General features: G+C 67.3%; 13 protein-coding genes and 1 pseudogene. 6 read left to right on the forward strand and 8 right to left on the reverse strand.

The window, feature by feature from the left end:
• A pseudogene (locus J7J50_RS23505) lies at positions 1-555 on the reverse strand (hypothetical protein); the annotation flags it as partial.
• 443 nt (positions 556-998) lie between these two features.
• On the opposite strand from J7J50_RS23505, the gene J7J50_RS23510 reads away from it, so the two are divergent.
• The gene (locus J7J50_RS23510; RefSeq protein WP_215056100.1) at positions 999-3,242 is read left to right on the forward strand and encodes a primosomal protein N'; all 2,244 of its coding nucleotides are present in this window, start codon (positions 999-1,001) and stop codon (positions 3,240-3,242) included.
• Positions 3,243-3,329: 87 nt separating this feature from the next.
• Entirely contained in the window at positions 3,330-3,977 is a 648-nt protein-coding gene (locus J7J50_RS23515; protein ID WP_215056099.1) for a hypothetical protein, read from the forward strand.
• Between the two features lie 61 nt (positions 3,978-4,038).
• Here J7J50_RS23515 and J7J50_RS23520 read toward each other — a convergent pair whose 3' ends face one another.
• On the reverse strand, positions 4,039-4,860 hold the full coding sequence (locus J7J50_RS23520; RefSeq protein ID WP_215056098.1) for an NYN domain-containing protein: 822 nt from the start codon (positions 4,858-4,860) through the stop codon (positions 4,039-4,041).
• 165 nt (positions 4,861-5,025) lie between these two features.
• On the opposite strand from J7J50_RS23520, the gene tal reads away from it, so the two are divergent.
• A complete protein-coding gene (gene tal, locus J7J50_RS23525) occupies positions 5,026-5,976 on the forward strand; it encodes a transaldolase (RefSeq protein ID WP_215056097.1) in 951 nt (316 codons plus the stop codon).
• 10 nt (positions 5,977-5,986) lie between these two features.
• The gene (locus tag J7J50_RS23530; RefSeq protein WP_215056096.1) at positions 5,987-7,264 is read left to right on the forward strand and encodes an NAD(P)/FAD-dependent oxidoreductase; all 1,278 of its coding nucleotides are present in this window, start codon (positions 5,987-5,989) and stop codon (positions 7,262-7,264) included.
• Positions 7,265-7,359: 95 nt separating this feature from the next.
• Here J7J50_RS23530 and J7J50_RS23535 read toward each other — a convergent pair whose 3' ends face one another.
• Positions 7,360-7,827 (reverse strand): DUF1203 domain-containing protein, encoded by a 468-nt coding sequence (locus tag J7J50_RS23535; protein WP_215056095.1) that lies wholly within the window; start codon positions 7,825-7,827, stop codon positions 7,360-7,362.
• Between the two features lie 253 nt (positions 7,828-8,080).
• Positions 8,081-8,959 (reverse strand): RNA polymerase sigma factor RpoH, encoded by an 879-nt coding sequence (rpoH, locus tag J7J50_RS23540; RefSeq protein ID WP_215056094.1) that lies wholly within the window; start codon positions 8,957-8,959, stop codon positions 8,081-8,083.
• 645 nt (positions 8,960-9,604) lie between these two features.
• Between rpoH and J7J50_RS23545 the strand changes: the two genes are divergently transcribed.
• Entirely contained in the window at positions 9,605-12,727 is a 3,123-nt protein-coding gene (locus J7J50_RS23545) for a TonB-dependent receptor (protein WP_215056093.1), read from the forward strand.
• A 344-nt stretch (positions 12,728-13,071) separates the two neighbouring features.
• Here the strand turns inward: J7J50_RS23545 and J7J50_RS23550 are convergent, their stop codons facing one another.
• From J7J50_RS23550 to J7J50_RS23560, 3 genes are all read right to left on the reverse strand, one after another.
• Entirely contained in the window at positions 13,072-14,544 is a 1,473-nt protein-coding gene (locus tag J7J50_RS23550) for an XVIPCD domain-containing protein (protein WP_215056092.1), read from the reverse strand.
• Positions 14,545-14,570: 26 nt separating this feature from the next.
• Positions 14,571-15,056, reverse strand: coding sequence for a hypothetical protein (locus tag J7J50_RS23555; RefSeq protein WP_215056091.1), 486 nt, complete (start codon positions 15,054-15,056; stop codon positions 14,571-14,573).
• A 266-nt stretch (positions 15,057-15,322) separates the two neighbouring features.
• Complete coding sequence (locus J7J50_RS23560; protein ID WP_215056090.1) at positions 15,323-15,808, reverse strand: hypothetical protein; 486 nt, start codon at positions 15,806-15,808, stop codon at positions 15,323-15,325.
• Positions 15,809-16,001: 193 nt separating this feature from the next.
• Here J7J50_RS23560 and J7J50_RS23565 point away from each other — a divergent pair, with 193 nt between their 5' ends.
• Entirely contained in the window at positions 16,002-16,454 is a 453-nt protein-coding gene (locus tag J7J50_RS23565) for a hypothetical protein (protein WP_215056089.1), read from the forward strand.
• A 1-nt stretch (position 16,455) separates the two neighbouring features.
• Here the strand turns inward: J7J50_RS23565 and J7J50_RS23570 are convergent, their stop codons facing one another.
• On the reverse strand, positions 16,456-17,919 hold the full coding sequence (locus J7J50_RS23570) for a PLP-dependent aminotransferase family protein (protein ID WP_215056088.1): 1,464 nt from the start codon (positions 17,917-17,919) through the stop codon (positions 16,456-16,458).
• Positions 17,920-17,923 lie beyond the last annotated feature (4 nt).

The following is a 17,923-nucleotide window of genomic DNA, read 5'->3' on the forward strand; positions in this document are numbered from 1 at the left end:
CAGCGCCGCTTCGCGCGCCTGGGCCAGACGCTGCAGCCGCTCCGGCGGCAGGGTCTTGATCCGGCGGTGGACCTGTTCGCGCAGTTGCTGCCAGGCCTGCGGATCGGCGCGGCCGTCGGCGTGCCGCGGCAGCGCGCGCTGCAGGGCCAGCCGGTAGGTCGGCGGGGCCACGCCGAGCACCGCCGCGGCCTCGTTTTCGTTGAGCCCGGCGGCCAGCCGCAGCAGCAGCGCCGCGCGCGGCCCGCTGCCCAGTTCGGCCAGACGGTCGGTGACCTCGACCGGGATCGCGACCGGGGTGCGCTGGCGCAGGCCGGGCTGGGTCAGCAGCAGCGACCAGAACCGGCTGGGCCATTCGCTCAGCGCCGCCTGCGCCGCGAGCGCGCGGAAACCGGTCATCGCCGCGGCCAGCGCGGCATCGCCGGCGGCGGCGTCGCCAGCCTGCAATTCGGCCAGTACCGCGCCGCGCCGTTCGACGCCGCGCAGGAAGGCCGAGAGGGCGGCGGGGGCGTTCGGTCGGGGGGCGGACGAGCCTGGGGCGGGGGCTTCGGAACTCATCGGGACGGCTTCACCATACGGTGCATCATAGCGATGCACGCGGCGTGGAAAACCGCTTGACAAACCGCGCAGACGCGTCAGCGCGAAGCAGGACGCGGCTTGCAGCGAAATCCGGTTGTGCACAGCAGTAACGGAACCGTCATCGGGCCTCGTTTCGCCGTCGCGAAAGCCTTCATTACAACGATGTTTCACGGTCAAAGCCTTGATGCGCAAGGCATTTGGCGTGTTGGCGATTTTTTCACCAACCTAACCCGAGGGCTTATTTCAACGCTCTCGCGCATTGCTGCCGACCCGCCATGCACAGATTTATCCACAGCCCATGTGGATAAGGAGATTTCTCTTTCCGATCCCGTTAGTTACGTGACTTTCGTCAGATAAACGGAAGCAATGACCTGCAACTGCCTCGTCTGCCGCCGGTCCGCGCCGCTCGCTAGACTGAAGCCATGTTCGAGGCCCTCCCCCTGCCGCCGCCGACCGTCTGGCGCGTCGCTTTGCCGCTGCCGCTGCCGCGCCTGTTCGACTATCTGCCGCCGCCCGGCGACGCCGGTTCCGACCCGGTCGGCGCGCGCGTGCAGGTGCCGTTCGGGCGCCGCGAACTGGTCGGCGTGGTGGCCGAGACCGGCGCCCCCGAATACGACACCGACCCGGCCGCTCTGAAGGCCGCGATCGCCCGGCTCGATCCGGACCCGCTGCTGGACGGCGAGCTGCTGGCCTCGCTGCGCTGGCTGGCCCGCTACACCCACGCCCCGCTCGGCGAAGTCCTGGCGACCGCCCTGCCCGGCCCGCTGCGCCACGGCGAGCCGCTGCCCGACACCCACGCCTGGGCCTGGCGCCTGAGCGAGGCCGGGGCGACCGCGCGCGAAGGCCTGCGCGCCGGCAAGCCGCGGCGGCTGGCCGACCTGCTGGCCGAACACGGCGCGCTCGACGAAGACCGCCTCGACGATCTGCTCGAGGACTGGCGCAGCGCCGCCCGCGCCCTGGCCAAGCGCGAACAGGCCGAGCGCATCGCGATCCCGGCCGTCCACCACGCCCCGGCGCCGCGCCCCGGGCCGGCGCTCAACGACGAACAGCAGGCCGCGGTCGATGCGTTGCTGGCCGCGCGCGGCTTCACCGGTTTCCTGCTCGACGGCGTCACCGGCAGCGGCAAGACCGAGGTCTATCTGCACGCCATCGCCGACTGCCTGGCGCGCGGCAAGCAAGCGCTGATCCTGGTGCCGGAGATCGGCCTCACCCCGCAGACCCTGGCGCGCTTCCGCGCCCGCCTGGGCGTGCCGGTGCACGCGCTGCACTCGGGCCTGAGCGACGGCGAGCGCGCCCGCACCTGGGCCGCGTTCGCGCGCGGGCAGGCGCGGGTCGCGGTCGGCACCCGCTCGGCGGTGTTCCTGCCGCTGCGCGAGCCGGGCCTGATCGTCATCGACGAAGAACACGACGGCAGCTTCAAGCAGCTCGACGGTATCCGCTATCACGCCCGCGACTTCGCCCTGGTCCGGGCCAAGGCCCTGGACGTGCCGGTGCTGCTGGGCAGCGCCACGCCGTCGCTGGAATCGCTGCGCAACGCCCAGGCCGGGCGTTACGGCCATCTGCACCTCAAGCGCCGCGCCGGCCAGGCGCAGCCGCCGCGGGTGCGCGTGCTCGACGTGCGCAAGCGGCCGCTGCAGGCCGGGCTGTCGCCGGAACTGATCGAACGCATCCACGCCGAGCTGCGCGCCGGCGGCCAGATGCTGGTGTTCAAGAATCGGCGCGGCTATGCCCCGGTGCTGCTGTGCCACGACTGCGGCTGGACCGCGCACTGCCCGCGCTGCAGCACCCCGCTCAAGGGCACGCCGATGACCGTGCACGCCGGCGGCCGCCGCCTGCAATGCCATCACTGCGGCACGCGCCGGCCGGCGCCCGACGCCTGTCCGGATTGCGGCGGCCTGGCGCTGCAATCGCAAGGCGCCGGCACCGAGCGGATCGAGGAATCGCTGGCGGCGCGCTTCCCGGAGTTTCCGGTGCTGCGCATCGACCGCGGCAGCACGCAAAAGCGCGACGCGCTGGAACATCTGCTGAAGGAATTCGGCACCACGCCGGGCGTGTTGGTCGGCACCCAGATGCTCGCCAAGGGCCACGACCTGCCGAACCTGACCCTGGTCGCGGTGGTCGGCATCGACGAAGGCTTGTTCAGCGCCGACTTCCGCGCCCGCGAAAAACTCGCGCAGTTGCTGATCCAGGTCGCCGGCCGCGCCGGCCGCGCGGACAAACTCGGCGAAGTGATTCTGCAAACGCATCACCCCGAACACGAACTGCTGCACACGCTGCTGTCGGGCGGCTACCCGGCGTTCGCCGAAGTCGAGCTGGCGCAGCGCGAAGCCGCGGGGTTTCCGCCGTTCGCGCACATGGCGCTGATCCGCGCCGAGGCGCAGCAGGTGGAAACGGCCAATGCCTTCCTGGCGCTGGCGCGGCGCGAATTCGAAGCCGTCGCCGCGCAGCGCGCGGGCGCCGCGCGCACCACGCTGGAGGTCAACGGCCCGGTGCCCGCGCCGATGCCGCGACGCGCCGGTTATCTGCGCGCGCAGTTGATCCTGTCGGCGCCGCAGCGGCCGGAATTGCACGCCGCGCTCGATGCGGCCTTGCCGGCGATCTACGCCGCGCCGCAAGCGCGCAAGGTGCGCTGGTCGCTGGATGTGGACCCCGCCGACCTGTACTGAGCCGCGCCATGCGCGGCGCGCCGATGCGGGATAGCGCGGCCTGCTTCGTCTTCAATGAAGCACCCGCGCCCACCTTCAAAGGACTGTATGACGACCCTGCGTATTCGCGCCGCACTGAGCCTGGCCCTCGCCTCGATCGCCGCCCCCGCCGCGCACGCCGCCGATTTCGCCGCCTGCTTCAGCCTCAAGCCGGGCGCGGCTTATGAAATGGACGACAGCAAGATCCGCGTCGTGCGCGAGCGTTTCGGCGACCGCGACGCGATCGCGCTGGTCTCCAGCGGCAGCGGCGTCAAGACTTCGACCTATTACGATCCCAGCGGACGCGCTCTGCTGGGCAGCGTGCAATACGGCATCGCCGCGTTCGGCGGCGACGCCTCGGCGCCGGTCATTACCGAGCGCTACACCCAGACGCCGCAATTCCCGGCCAAGGCCAAGCCCGGCGACAAGTTCAAGCTGCACGGCGCCGGCAAGCGCACGCTGCACAACGACGACGCCATCGAAGACTTGAACTATCCAGGTTTCAGCGACTACACCTTCGTCGGTTTCGAAGACCTGGAACTGCCAGTGGACTTCACCCCGCGCACGTTCTCCGCCACCTGCCATCTGAAGGCCGGCGATGCGCAGAGCTCGGCCGAATTCTGGTACGCGCCGGGCTTGGGCCTGATCAAGTTCGTCCGCTATCAGGGCAAGGAAGCGTTCTTCTCGCAGCAGTTGGAAAGCATCGGCGCCGAGTGAGTTCGCGCGCTTCGATGCGCAAGCGGTCGCGTGGACGCGGCCGCTTGCACACGCGCGGCCGCTAGCCCTTCGGCTTGACCTTGGGCTTGCTCGCGCCGGCCGGCGTCGCCGACGGCGCGGCCGCCGCCGGTTTCGCGCCGCCCTTGGGCTTATCGCGAATCCACACGATCTGATTTTCGCGCCGCGTCTCGAACAAGCCGATCGCCTCGATCAGATCGCTGAGCTTGCGATAGCCGTAGTTGCGCGAATCGAACGAGGCCTGATTGGCGATCTGATGCCCGACCGCGCCCAGGTGCGACCAGCCGTCGTCGCCGCTGACCGCTTCCACCGCGCGCCGCAGCATCAGCACCAGGCGGGTGTCGCTGCGCAGTTCCTTGGCGCTGCGCGGCTGGGTGGTCGCGCTCGCCGCTTCGTCGGCGCCGGCGTCCTCGCTGGGCGGCTGGCCCAGGCCTTCGACGTAGGTGAATTTCGAACAGGCGTTGACGAAGGGCTCGGGCGTTTTCTTCTCGCCGAAGCCGTACACCTTCACCCCTTCGGTCAGCAGCCGCATCACCAGCGGGGTGAAGTCGGCATCGCTGGAGACGATGGCGAAACCGTCGAGGTTGCGCGCGTACATCAGGTCCATCGCATCGATGACCATCGCCATGTCCGATGCGTTCTTGCCCTTGCTGTAGGCGAACTGCTGGATCGGCCGGATCGCGTATTCGTGCAGCAGCGCTTCCCAGCTCTTGAGCCCGGGGCTTTTCCAGTTGCCGTAGGCGCGGCGCACGTTGGCCACGCCGAAGCGCGCGACCTCGGCCAGGATCACATCGATCTTCGCCGCCGGCGCGTTATCGGCGTCGATCAGCAGGGCGATGCGTTTTTCTTCTGCGGCGGCGGCCATGCGATCGCTCCGTGCCGGCCGTCCGGGCTCGGAGCGGCCTTGTCGCGGCCAGCCTAGCGCAACCGCGGGCGCGGCGCGTGGCAGAAGATAGGACGGCTTCATGACGGGCTAACCCCGATGCGGGACAATGGCCGCGAATCCAACGACGACACGACACTCTCCCCCATGAGCCAACTCGAACAACTGCGCGAACTGTCCGCCGTGGTCGCCGATACCGGCGACATCGAAGCCATCGCCCGCTTCCGCCCGCTGGACGCGACCACCAATCCCTCGCTGCTGCTCAAGGCCGCCGGCCTGCCGGCCTATGCGCCGCTGATCGACGCCGCCATCGCCGGCGCCCAGGGCGTTGATGAAGCCGCCCGCGTCGGTGACGCCGGCCTGCGCCTGGCGGTCGCCATCGGCGGCGAAATCCTCAAGCTGATTCCTGGCCGCGTCTCCACCGAAGTCGATGCGCGCCTGAGTTTCGACACCCAGGCCTCGCTGGCCCAGGCCCATCGCATCGTCGAACTCTACGAACGCGCCGGCATCGGCCGCGAGCGCCTGCTGATCAAGGTCGCCTCGACCTGGGAAGGCATCCGCGCCGCCGAGCAACTGGAGCGCGAAGGCATCCACTGCAATCTCACCCTGCTGTTCTCCTTCGCCCAGGCGGTGGCCTGCGCAGAAGCCGGCGTGTACCTGATCTCGCCCTTCGTCGGCCGCATCCTCGACTGGCATCTGGCCAACGGCATGGCCAAGCCGGCGACGCCGCAGGACGATCCTGGCGTGCAGTCGGTCACCCGCATCTGGCAGTACTACAAGCGCCACCGCTACGGCACCGTGGTCATGGGCGCCAGCTTCCGCAACACCGGGCAAGTGCTGGCGCTGGCCGGTTGCGACCGTCTGACGATTTCGCCCGAACTGCTCGGCGAACTCGAAGCCAACTCCGGCGACGTGCCGCGCGCGCTCAACGACGACGGTCAGCGCGGCAAGCCCGACGCGGCGCTGAGCGAAGCCGCGTTCCGCTGGCAGCACAACGAAGACGCGATGGCCACCGACAAGCTCGCCGACGGCATCCGCCGCTTCGCCGCCGATCAACGCAAGCTGGAAGATCAGCTTGCGCAACGCATGCGCGGCTGAGGACACGGCGATGAACGATTCGCGCAAGCACGTCGTCATCGTAGGCGGCGGGTTCGGCGGTTTGTGGGCGACGCGCGCGCTGGCTTCGGCCGATGTGCGCATCACCCTGATCGACCGCCGCAACCACCATCTGTTCCAACCGCTGCTGTATCAGGTCGCCACCGCCGGATTGTCGGCGCCGGACATCGCCGCGCCGCTGCGCCACATCCTGCGCAATCAGGCCAACGTGGAAGTGCGCCTGGGCGAGGTGACCGGCATCGACGCCGGCGCGCGCAACGTGTCGCTCGCCGACGGCGACGTGGTGGGCTACGACTATCTGCTGCTCGCCAGCGGCGCCACCCACGCCTACTTCGGCCATGACGAATGGGCCGACGACGCGCCGGGCCTGAAGACCCTCGACGACGCGCTGCACATCCGTCGCCGCGTGCTGCTCGCCTTCGAACGCGCGGAAGCGGCCGAGAGCGAGGAAGAGCGCGCGGCGTGGCTGCATTTCGCCGTGGTCGGCGGCGGCCCGACCGGGGTCGAACTGGCCGGCACGCTCGCGGAGATTTCGCGCAAGACCTTGCGCCGCGAATTCCGCCGCATCGATCCGGCGCAGGCGCGGGTGCGCCTGATCGAAGCCGGCCCGCGCGTTCTGTCGAGTTTTCCCGAGTCGCTGTCGGACAAAGCGCGCGCGCAGTTGCAGCGGCTCGGCGTGGAAGTCTCCACCGGCACGCCGGTGGCTTCGATCAATGGCGAGGGCTACATGCTCGGGGCCGAATTCGTGCCCGCGCGCACGGTGCTATGGGCCGCCGGCGTGGCCGCATCCAAGCTCGGCGCCCTGCTCGACGCGCCGCGCGACCGCGCCGGCCGCGTGCAGGTCGCGCCCGACCTCAGCGTGCCCGGGCATCCGGAGATTTTCGTCGCCGGCGATCTGGCCGCGATCCAGCAGGCCAACGGCCAACCGGTGCCCGGCGTCGCGCCCGGCGCCAAGCAGATGGGCGCCTACGTCGCCCGCGCGATCCGCGCGCGTCTGGCCGGGCGCACGCTGGAGCCGTTTCGCTACATCGACTACGGCAATCTGGCGACGATCGGCCGGCGCGCGGCGGTGGTGGATCTGCGCGGGCTGAAATTCTCCGGCTTCCTGGCCTGGGCGTTCTGGCTGGCCGCGCACGTGTTCTTCCTGATCGGCTTCCGCAACCGCCTGATCGTGATGCTCAACTGGTCGTGGGCGTATTTCACCTATCAACGCCACGCGCGGATCATTTTCGGCGGCCGCGCCGAGGCCGACGACGCGGCTTCGCACTGAGCGGCGGGATCGATCGGGAAGCGCCGCGGCGTCGCTGAAAACAGCGGGGCGCTACGCGGCGCCCCGACGGTGCGCGGCAACGCCGCGAAGATCGCTCAGGCGCGTGAGATCGCGCACAGGAAGCAGCCGGTGCGCGCGTTGTGCGCATGCACCGTCGCCACGGCCGGATCGGCCATCACCTCGGCCAGCGCGGCATCGGCGTCGGTGCCGTCCAGCGTGCGCGCCGCGAGCATCCAGCCGTCGCGGTCGTAAGCGCGCAGCGACAGATAGCGGGTGCGCAGCATCGGCGGCAGTTCGTCCTCGAAGTGCGTCGCGCGCGCCGCGGCTTCGCGCACATAGATCGGGCCGCTGGCGCGATACGGGCCGTCGGTGTGATGCTCGTAGGTCAGCAGCAGCAGGGTTTCGCCGAGGGCGGCGTTGTCCAGCGACACCCGGCACGGATAACCGGTCGGGCTGTCGGCGACGACCCGACGCATGCCGTGTGCATGCAGGCTGGCGTCGTCGAGCGCGAACAGCGGGGCGAAGGGTTCCGGCGCGAGGCCGTCGATGCGATAGGCGTTCATGGCGACTCCGAAGGGGGATTCGCCTGCACGATAGGCCTGCGCAGGCCCGGGCGATATCCGCGTCTTGCGCTCGATCGCGGGAGTTATTCGCTGCCGTGAAGGCGGGCCGGGCATGGGCCGGGAGCGCGGGTACGGCGCGATGGGCGCGGGGTTCGCGCGGTGCGATCGCGTCGGGCGGATAGATTCGCGCGCGGAAAAACAAACGGCCCGGTTTCCCGGGCCGTTGGGTCGCATCGCGTTTTACGCGGCTTCGTTAGGCCGCGAACAACCCGCGCATCTTCTTCAGCGCGTTGGCCTCGATCTGGCGGATGCGCTCGGCGCTGACGCCGTACTCATCGGCCAATTCCTGCAGCGTGATCTTGCTGTCGGCATCGAGCCAGCGGCGCTTGATGATGTCGCGCGAACGCGCATCCAGGCCGGCCAGACCTTCGCGCAGCAGGCCGAGCTGGTTGTCTTCCTCGTCCTCGCGCTCGTAGCTCTGCGAGGGGTCTTCCTCGGCGGCGCGCAGGTACGCGGCCGGCGACGGCGGCGCGTGGTCGTCGTCCTCGTCGGCCGGGGCATCGAAACCGATGTCGCGGCCGGACAGGCGCGATTCCATTTCCAGCACTTCGCGCTCGGAAACGTTGAGGTCCTTCGCGACCTGGCTGACTTCCTCCGCGTTCATCCAACCCAGGCGCTTCTTGCTCTTGCGCAGGTTGAAGAACAGCTTGCGCTGGGCCTTGGTCGTGGCAACCTTGACGATGCGCCAGTTCTTGAGGATGAACTCATGCATCTCGGCGCGGATCCAGTGGACCGCGAAGGACACCAGGCGCACGCCCTGTTCCGGGTCGAAGCGCTTGACCGCCTTCATCAGGCCGATGTTGCCTTCCTGGATGAGGTCGCCGATCTGCAGGCCGTAGCCGTTGTAGCCGCGGGCCACGTGGACCACGAAGCGCAGATGCGAGTGAACGAGTTCACGGGCCGCGTCGAGGTCTTCCCCGTCGCGGAAACGGCGCGCCAGCGCCTGCTCGTCTTCGGCCGTAAGCACCGGGATCTGGTGCACGGCGCCGATGTACGCGTCCAGCGAACCGAGCGCGCTGGGCACAGGCAGGTTGTTGGCGACTAGAGCAGTGGATTGGGCAGTAGAGGTCATGGCAGCGATCTTAGCAGTCGGCCTATAGGAGTGCTAAAGCGAGGGGAAGTTCACTGTGTTGCGGCATTAGAACGTCGGAGCCGCGGAGCCGTGACGGCGGGTAGAGTCTTTGCGCGTCGGCGCCGCGGGAACCGGATGCTTCAAGGCTTTGCATCCTGCTCCGTCCGGATGAATTTAAAATTATTCCGCGAAAACAATGAGTTATTGCAGCGATGACGGAGCAGCCGAATCACGGCCCGCCTCCGTCCGAGTGGCTACAAACGCGGATTCGCACCGCATCCGGCCGCCGGCTTCATCGCAAGCCCATCTGAGACCGATCTTCGGGGCGCAAAGTTCCGGTCGCGCCCGGGCTTCCGTTCAGGTCGCGCGGCCGGTCGCGGGCCGACCGCGGTGGACGCGGTCGCGGGCTCGCGTTGAACCGATGCCCACGACTTGCGAATCGGCCAGCCCGATCCGTGCGAGTCGTTGGCCCGCAGTCGTCAAAACCGCCTATGCCGTCCGGGCGTTCTCGCAGAATCAGCAAGATAGAGATGTCTATCACACACTTTTAATGTTTCCCGGCACCCAGACCGGTTGCGAGTCGGCCCCGGACTGCGCGTAGTGGACGGGCCGGCCGCCTCGGGCCGGCGTACGACGGGGAACGACATGACCACCACCTCCAACGGGAGGGCGCTGCGGCGCCGTCCCTTACTCATCGCTATCGCCTTCGCCATGGCGGCGCCGGGCTTCGCGGTCGCGGGGCCCCAGGACGCGCAGACGTCCACGGCTCCCGCCGCCGCGCCGGCCGAACGCGCCACCACCGAACTGGAAGGCATCCAGGTCACCGCCTCGCGCATTCCGCGCACCGGCTTCGATTCGCTGGAACCGGCCACGGTGATCAACGGCGACGCCGTGCGCGAGCGCGGCGTGACCAACATCGCCGACGCGCTCAACCAGACGGTCGGCTTCGGCGTCGGCCAGACGCCCGAAGGCGGCCAGGGCAGCTTCGCCGGCGGCGTCAACTTCGTGAACCGGTTCGGCCTGGGCAGCAACCGCACGCTGACCCTGATCAACGGCCGCCGCGTGGTGACCTCGCGCGCGCTGACCAACTTCGGCTTCTCCGCCGGCGCCCAGGTCGATCTCAACGCGATCCCGGTGCAGATGATCGACCGGGTCGAGAACGTCGCCATCGGCGGCGCGCCGACCTACGGCTCCGACGCCATCGCCGGCGTGGTCAACGTCATCCTCAAAGACCGCTTCCAGGGCGCCGAAGTCAATTTCAACTACGGCATCAGCGATCAAAGCGACAACCAGACGATGGGCTACAACTTCGTCGCCGGTTCGGATTTCGCCGACGGTCGCGGCAATGTGATCGTCAGCGGCTCCTACGACGAATCCGAAGGCCTGGTGCGTTCGGACCGCACCGATTTCGCCCGCGCCTACGCCTTCCCGGCCAATCCCAACGCCGCGCAGATGGCGACCAACCAACCCGGCCGCACGCCCGGCAACGACGGCCGCGTCAATCCGGACATTCCCTTCGACACCGGACCGGAAGACGGCATCCCCGGCACCGTGCTGATCCGCAACGCGCGCACCTTCACCACCACCTTCGGCGGCCTGCTGCTGCCGGCCGGCGGCGCGATCACCTCTCCCGGCGGCGCCCTGGTCGGTTTCGGCGCGAACAAGCGCACCTATCTGCAGTTCGCGCCGAACGGCGACATCGTGCCCTACGATCCGGGCATCAACTTCGGCACCAGCACCGCCTCGGGCGGACAGGGGCTCAACACCGCCGACATCACCGCGCTGCTGACCAGCCTGCAGCGGCAGTCGGTCAACGTGATCGCGCACTACGACGTCGCCGACAACGTGCGCCTGTTCGTCGAAGCCATGCACTATCACTCCGAAGCCGATCCGCCGGTGGATATCGCCAGCACCGGCAACACCACCGCCGGTACCCGCCTCAACAGCGCGCTGCTGGTGAAGTCCGATCATCCGCTGCTCAATGCGCAGGCGCGGCAGCAACTGGCCGGACTGGGCGTCAGCTCGTTCCGCCTCGCCCGCACCTCGGCCGACCTCGGGCTGACGCCGGACCATGTGGAAAGCGACATCGACCGCATCGTGGTCGGCGCCCGCGGCGATTTCGATCTGTGGACGCGCCAGTTCGACTGGGAAGTGTCGGCCAACTACGGCCGCATGCAGGCCAGCACCTCGTCGGTGTCGTTGAACCAGCAGAACTTCATCAACGCCATCAACGTGCGCAACGTCGGCGGCAAGCTGGTGTGCGACCCCACGGCGCGCAACGCCGTCTATCTGGCCTCGGCCGGCGCCAATTCCGAACCGATCGCCGATCCCAACTGCGTGCCGCTGGATCTGTTCGGTCAGGGCCGCCCGTCCAAGGAAGCGATCAACTACGTCACCGGCCGCGCCGTCACCGATTTCGAACAGAAGCAGAAGGTGTTCAGCGCCTTCATGCACGGCAACCTCGTCGATCTGTGGAGCGGCCCGCTCAACGTCGCGGTGGGCTATGAGCACCGGATCGAGGAAGGCGGATTCACCCCGAACGATTTCACCCGGCGCGGGCTCGGCCGCTCGGTGGCGATCCCGGCGCTCAACGGCAAGTTCCACACCAACGAGTACTACGCCGAAGCGCTGCTGCCGCTGGTGTCGGAGGACGCGGACATTCCCGGCCTGCATCGCCTGGACATCACCGGCAAGTTCCGCCGCGTCGATAACAGCGTCAACGGCGGCTTCAACGCTTACACCTACGGTTTGCAGTGGGAGCCGATTCCCGGCCTGCTGGTGCGCGGCAACAAGACCCGCTCGCTGCGCGCGCCGGTGATCACCGAGTTGTTCCTGCCGCAGGTGGAGTTGTTCCAGAGCACGTCCGATCCCTGCGATCGCCGCAACGTGACCGGCGGCCCGGCGCCGGCGGTGCGCGCGCGCAACTGCGCGGCGTTCTACCAGCAGTACGGCCTGAACCCGGTGGACTTCCAGCAGAACGCGTCCACCGCGCGCGGCGCGCGCCAGGGCGAGCCGAACCTGGACAACGAATCGGCCGATTCGTGGACCGCCGGCGTGGTCTGGCAGCCCGACTTCATCCGCGGCCTGCGCATGGCCGTGGATTACAACGAGGTCAAGCTGAAGGACCAGATCTTCGCCCAGAGCATCAACGACGTGCTGTCGGCCTGCTACGACAATCCCGACTTCAACGCCGGCAACGTCAACACCGCCAACTACTACTGCCAGCAGGTGCAGCGCCGCGCCGACGGCCAGTTCGACATCGTCGGCGTGCGTTATCGCAACGGCGACTTCATCCACTTCCAGGGCATCACCGGCGAGCTGACTTATCGCTGGGACGCCGGCGATTGGGGCCAGTTCGACTTCAGCGCCAATGCGCTGATCGTCAAGCGCTTCGAAAGCTCGACCACCGGCGTGTCGGTGGACGACGATCGCGGCGAGATCGGCATGGCCGAGCGGCAGTTCCAGTTCGGCGTGGATTACCAGAAGGGGCCGGTCGGGCTGAACCTGCAGGGGCGCTATCTGAGTGCGTCGGTGTTCGACAACGAAAACACCGTGGAAAGCTCCGACATCCTGCGCGCCCCCGCCTACTGGCTGTTCAGCGCCGGCGCCAACTACCGCTTCGGCGACAACGTGGTGTTGCGCTTCAACGTGCAGAACCTGCTGGACAAGGACCCGCCGCTGGGCACCACGCCGGGCGAGTTGGGTATCGGTACGTATGACGTCCTGGGGCGGCGTTATAACTTCAGCGTGACGTATCGTTTCAACTGAGACTCGCAACCTCGTCCCAACCCCTCTCCCGCGCGGGAGAGGGGTTGGCGAGCCGGGCATTCGGGCGAATTCCACGAAACGTTTTTTGTCGATTGTGCGATGTGCGATGAGCGCTAGCGGCTTGGCGCTCGAACCTGTGACGTTTAAGCCAGGCGCTGCTGATGCGTGCTTCGAAGTCGATGCCTTGAATGATCCTGCCCTGGCGATTGCCTGGGCCATGGCTGGTCTGCGGACGGCGCCGATTCCATTTCGACAGCGACCTGTGCGCTCAGGTCGCGTCGATGCGCTCAGCCCTCGTCCATTGCTTTACGTTTGCGGGCAATGGTGGCGTACGCGTCAGCTCGTTATAGCTTCGGTCCTTTCGGCGTCGGATCGTCCTGCGTCTGCGCGGATGGCTGTTGCGCCACGCCCTGCGCTTGCTGTTGGGCCAGCGTGGATTGAATCTGCTGCGAGGCTTGCGCCAAGGTCGTGGCGCTGTCCTGCGCGGCCGGCAGAAGGGCCAGTTTCGCTGTCGGATTGCCCAGTTCGCCCTGACCGGCGATCAGGCTGCTGCGGTCGTTGTTGAAGACGACAAAATCGATTCGGTCCAGCCGCTCGTTCTGACCGCCCTGCGGCCGTTGCGCGGCCGCGAGGCTGGCGTAAGCCAGATTGGCGGCGGTTTGCTGCAGGCGTTCGCCCGAGAATGTGCCGGCGGGGATATTCGGTGAGCGCTCGATCGCGTCTATCGCTTGCTGGAAGCGTTCGTGGCCGGGGTGATTGCGCTCGGCGATGCTGGCCGCACCGGATGAAGGCGAAGAGGCCGGCGCCTGCGGCACAGGCTGAGCCGGTTGCGTAGGCGCGCCCTGCTCGGGCGCGGGCGCGCCGGGTTGCTGTGTCTGCACGCGCGGCGCCGGGCCGATATTGAACTCGGCAAAACTGCCGTCGCGCACCAGCCGATTGAGGTTGACCGTGATCTCCGGGTTGTCCGCGTTCCAGCCCGCGCCGATGTTCTGATTGCCTTCTTTTGCACGGTCGTTAGTCCCGTAGGGGTTGCGCAGCATCACCCGAGCCTCGTTGGTCTGCGGATCGCGCGATACGCCCATCACCATATAGGCATGGCTTTCCTCAAGGCCATCGCGAACGTCCCGGCCCTGCGTCGCCATCGACACCGGCCGATTGGTCGCCAGCGCCTGCTCCACTTCGGCATAGACCGCATCCAGCTCCAACTTGGCGCCGTGTAAAGGCGCCCGGTACGGCGGTGGTTCAGAGGGTTTGACATGGTCGGGGCCGGTGGGCCGCATCGGCGGGGCATCGGGATTCACGATCTGGAGATTGCGGCCTGATTCACCGGTCAAGGCATACATGCCGTCGGCCAGACCGCCGCCCCCCGTCACCGAGCCGATCATCCGATAGCCTCGGTCCAAATCGACTTGCCCCTGCGCATCGCGGCCATAGAGTTCGGCGAACCCGGCTTCAATCACGGTCGGCCACAAGGGGCCATTACCCTCGCCATTGTTGTCGGCCGTGCCGCCACCTCTCTTGCCGATGTTTCGGCGAATATCCTCTTGCGACACGGCGATCGATTCCCGGATCGGGTCGGTCTGTCCCTGACCACGCTCCTGCGTGTTCGGCGGGCGGTATAGCATTACCGTGAACTCGCCGGACTTATCATTGAAGCCGATTGCATCGCGAATGCGATCGGGCTGCTGCTCGCCGAGCGAACCCATCGGCGCAAGGAAATAACAGTTGTAAAGACGGTCCTGACCAATATCCGAAGCGCGTGGCCGGCCGTCCGCACCAAATAAATCCGCCGCTGTGTATTGCCGATCCTTTGCCATACTGCTGCCTTCCTGAGTCGTACGTGTCAATGTTTCGCAGAGGGCACAAGTTCAAAATAGCCGACCAAAGCGCGCTCGCGTGTACCAGGCAAGAAATCATTGGTGATGGCAAACGCGGCATAGCGCGGTGAGCCATCGCCGAACCTCCACAGAAACATCATGTAATTGTCATCGTCAAACCAACCATCAGTCTGCATCGCGCCGCCCAAGGTCTGCGTCACATAGTGGTGCGCCTTGGAGCCCATCCAAGCAAAGTTGGTGTCTCCGGACGCGGCCAATACGAAACGTTGATCGACCACCCGATATTCATGCTTTAGATACCGCTCGACCCATCGCACCATCGCCGCTTTCGCGCGCCGCTGTTCGTGCGGGGGCGACAGGCTGTCCAGCGGTTCCGGCGTCGCTGCTTCTTGCAAGTCTTTCAGCATACTGTTCGCTGGCTCGATAGTTTTGCAACTCATCAATGCGCAGCACACCAGGACGAGCAAAGCAGCGAGAGGGCGGAATTTCATGGCGAATCTCCTTTTGCCAGAGGCGGTCAGTGTAGATCGGGTCTGTTGCTAGCGCGCATGCCTTCTGGCTCTGATGTTCGGCCCACATTCGGGCTGGCAAATATTCGTGTAAAAAAGCGCAACCTTCGGCACAAGAAAGTGGCAATTTCACAGATCATTCTGACGAAGATCCCCGACATAAGGATGGCCATCGGCTCCATATGAGTCTGTGACTATGTACGGCCGTTCTCCCCTGGCCATAACGACTCCCTGTTGTGATGCGCTCGTCAATTTTTCGCCGCGGGCTCAAGTTCTAGATAACCGACCATACGGCGCTCGCGCGTATCGGGCAAAAAATCATTGGCCCACACAAAAGCAACATAGCGCGGCGAACTATCGCCAAATGCCCACAGAAAAATCCGGTAGTTATCATCGTCATACCAGCCCTCAATCTTCATCGTGCCGCCCAAATTCTGCGTAGCGAATTGGTGCGCCTTGGAGCCGATCGACGCCCCTGCGGTGAACCCGGGCTGAGTCAAGACGAAACGTTGACCGATCACTCGATATTCATGCTTCAGATACTGTTCGACCCATTGCACCATCGCCGCTTTGGCGCGCGGTTGTTCGTGTACGGGCGACAAGCGATCCAGCGGCTCAGGCGTCGTCCACTCTTGCATGTCTTTGAGCATGCTGTTAGCTGGCTCGATAGTTTTGCAACCCACCAGCGCGCAGCACACTAGAACGAGCAAGACCGCGAGAGCGCGGAATTTCATGGCGAGTCTCCTTCTGCCGTAGGCGATCAGTGTAGGCCGAGCCTGTTATCGGCACCCATGGCTTCTGGTTATGATGTGCCGAGCTCCGTCTATTCCCCGCCCCAAACTCACACCGCTTACTCAGTGACGCGCCCTCCATCGGCACCGCTGCTAAGCTCACGTTTCGCGCCTCGCCGACGCCTCCAACCTCGCCATGATCCGACGCCAACTCCAGCAAGATCGCAGCGGCTGCGGACTGGCCTGCGTGGCGATGCTGGCCGGCATCGGCTATGCGCAGGCGCGGACTCTGGCGCGCGGGCTCGGCATCGGCCCCAAGCCGTATCGCTATCGCGCCGGCGCCGGTCTGCACACCGCGCGCGAGGGTTATCTCACCGACGCCTCGCAACTGCGGCGCATGCTCAAGCTGCTCGGCGTGACCAGCGGCGCGCAACGCGAGGTCTCGGGCTGGGACGAATGCGACGGCGACGGCATCGCCGCGATCAACTACGACCCGGTCAATCGCAGTTGGCATTGGGTGGTGCGCCTGCACGACGCCGCCGGCGCCTGCGTGCTCGACCCGAACGCGCGCGTGCGTCGCGAACGCCGCACCGACTTCGGCCGGATGAGGCCGGTGCGCTTCATTCCGGTGACGATCGCATCGCGCTGACTCAGCGCGCGTCCAGCTCGGCCAGCGACACCGCGTAACGGCGCAGCGCCAGGCGGATTTCGTCCGCGTCGATCACGCCGTAACCGAAGGTGATCGCCGGCTGCGCGGGCGCGCTCATCGCGTACTCGGCGATCGACTGCGCGCCGGGCGCGTAGCGCGGCAGGCGCGACAGGATCGCCGGCGCCAGCGCGGGGTCGCGGATGCGCGCGGCCAGATGCAGGCCGGCTTCGGACGGAATCGGCTCCAGCCACGGCGCCAGCGGACCGCGCAAACCGTCCAGCAAGGCGTCGCGGCGTTCCTCGTAGATCGCGCGCATGCGCCGCACGTGCCGGGCCAGATGACCGTCGCGGATGAACGCCGCCAGCACCGACTGGGTGATGGTGTCGCAGTGCGAATCGGCGCAGTGCTTGACCGTGATCAACGCGTCGCGCGACCACGCCGGGGCGACGATGAACCCCTTGCGCAAGGATGGAAACAGGCTCTTGGAAAACGTGCCGACGTAGAACACCAGCGCATCGCGATCCAGCGTCTGCAACGCGTCCAGCGGACGGCCGCCGAAACGGAATTCGCCGTCGTAGTCGTCCTCGATCACGATCGCGTTGCGCTGACGGGCGAAATCCAGCAGCGCGCGGCGACGGCGCATCGACAGCGCCACGCCGGTCGGCGACTGATGCGACGGCGTCACGCTGATCACCCGCACGTCCTCGGGCAATTGCTCCACGCACAGGCCTTCTTCATCGACCGGCATCGGCACCAGCCGCGCGCCGGCGGCGGCGAAGGCGGCGCGCACCGGCGGGTAGCCGGGTTCCTCGACCGCGACCCGGGTCTGGCCCGGCGTCACCAGCAGGCGCGCCAACAAGTCGAAGGCCTGCTGCGCGCCGGAAGTGACGATCACATCGTCGGCCACGCACGCCACCGCGCGCGCGAACGCGACGTGCTGGGCGATGGCGTCGCGCAATTCGGCGATGCCTTCCGACGGCGGATAACTGAAACGCGTCTTCGACCACGTGCGCAAGGTCTGCGCCGACAAGCGGCGCCAGACGTCGTGGGGGAAATGCCGGTGATCGGGAATGCCCAGGCGGAAGCAGCGCTCGGGCAGTTGCCGCGGCGGGTCCGGGCGCAGGAACGGCGTGCGCCATAGCGGATTCAGGCGCGGGTCTTCCAGGCCGGCGTCCAGGCGTTGCGGGCCGCGGCGGTCGCGGCGCGCGGCGACGTCGGCGACCACGGCCTTGGCGCCCGGACGCGGGGTCACGTAGCCCTCCGCGATCAACAGGTCGTAGGCGCTGACCACGGTGTTGCGGGCGATGCCCAGGGCGCTGGCGACCTGACGCGTGGCCGGCAGCGCCGAGCCGGCGATAAGGCGTCCGTCGAGAATCGCCGAGCGCAGCTGTTGGTGCAGTTCCTGGCTCAGGTTGCCGTGGCCGCGGTCGGGCAGGGCCAGCGGAAACTGGAAAACTGGTTCCATCGAA

Source organism: Lysobacter sp. ISL-50 (assembly GCF_018612875.1).
In the GTDB taxonomy this organism is placed as follows: domain Bacteria; phylum Pseudomonadota; class Gammaproteobacteria; order Xanthomonadales; family Xanthomonadaceae; genus Lysobacter.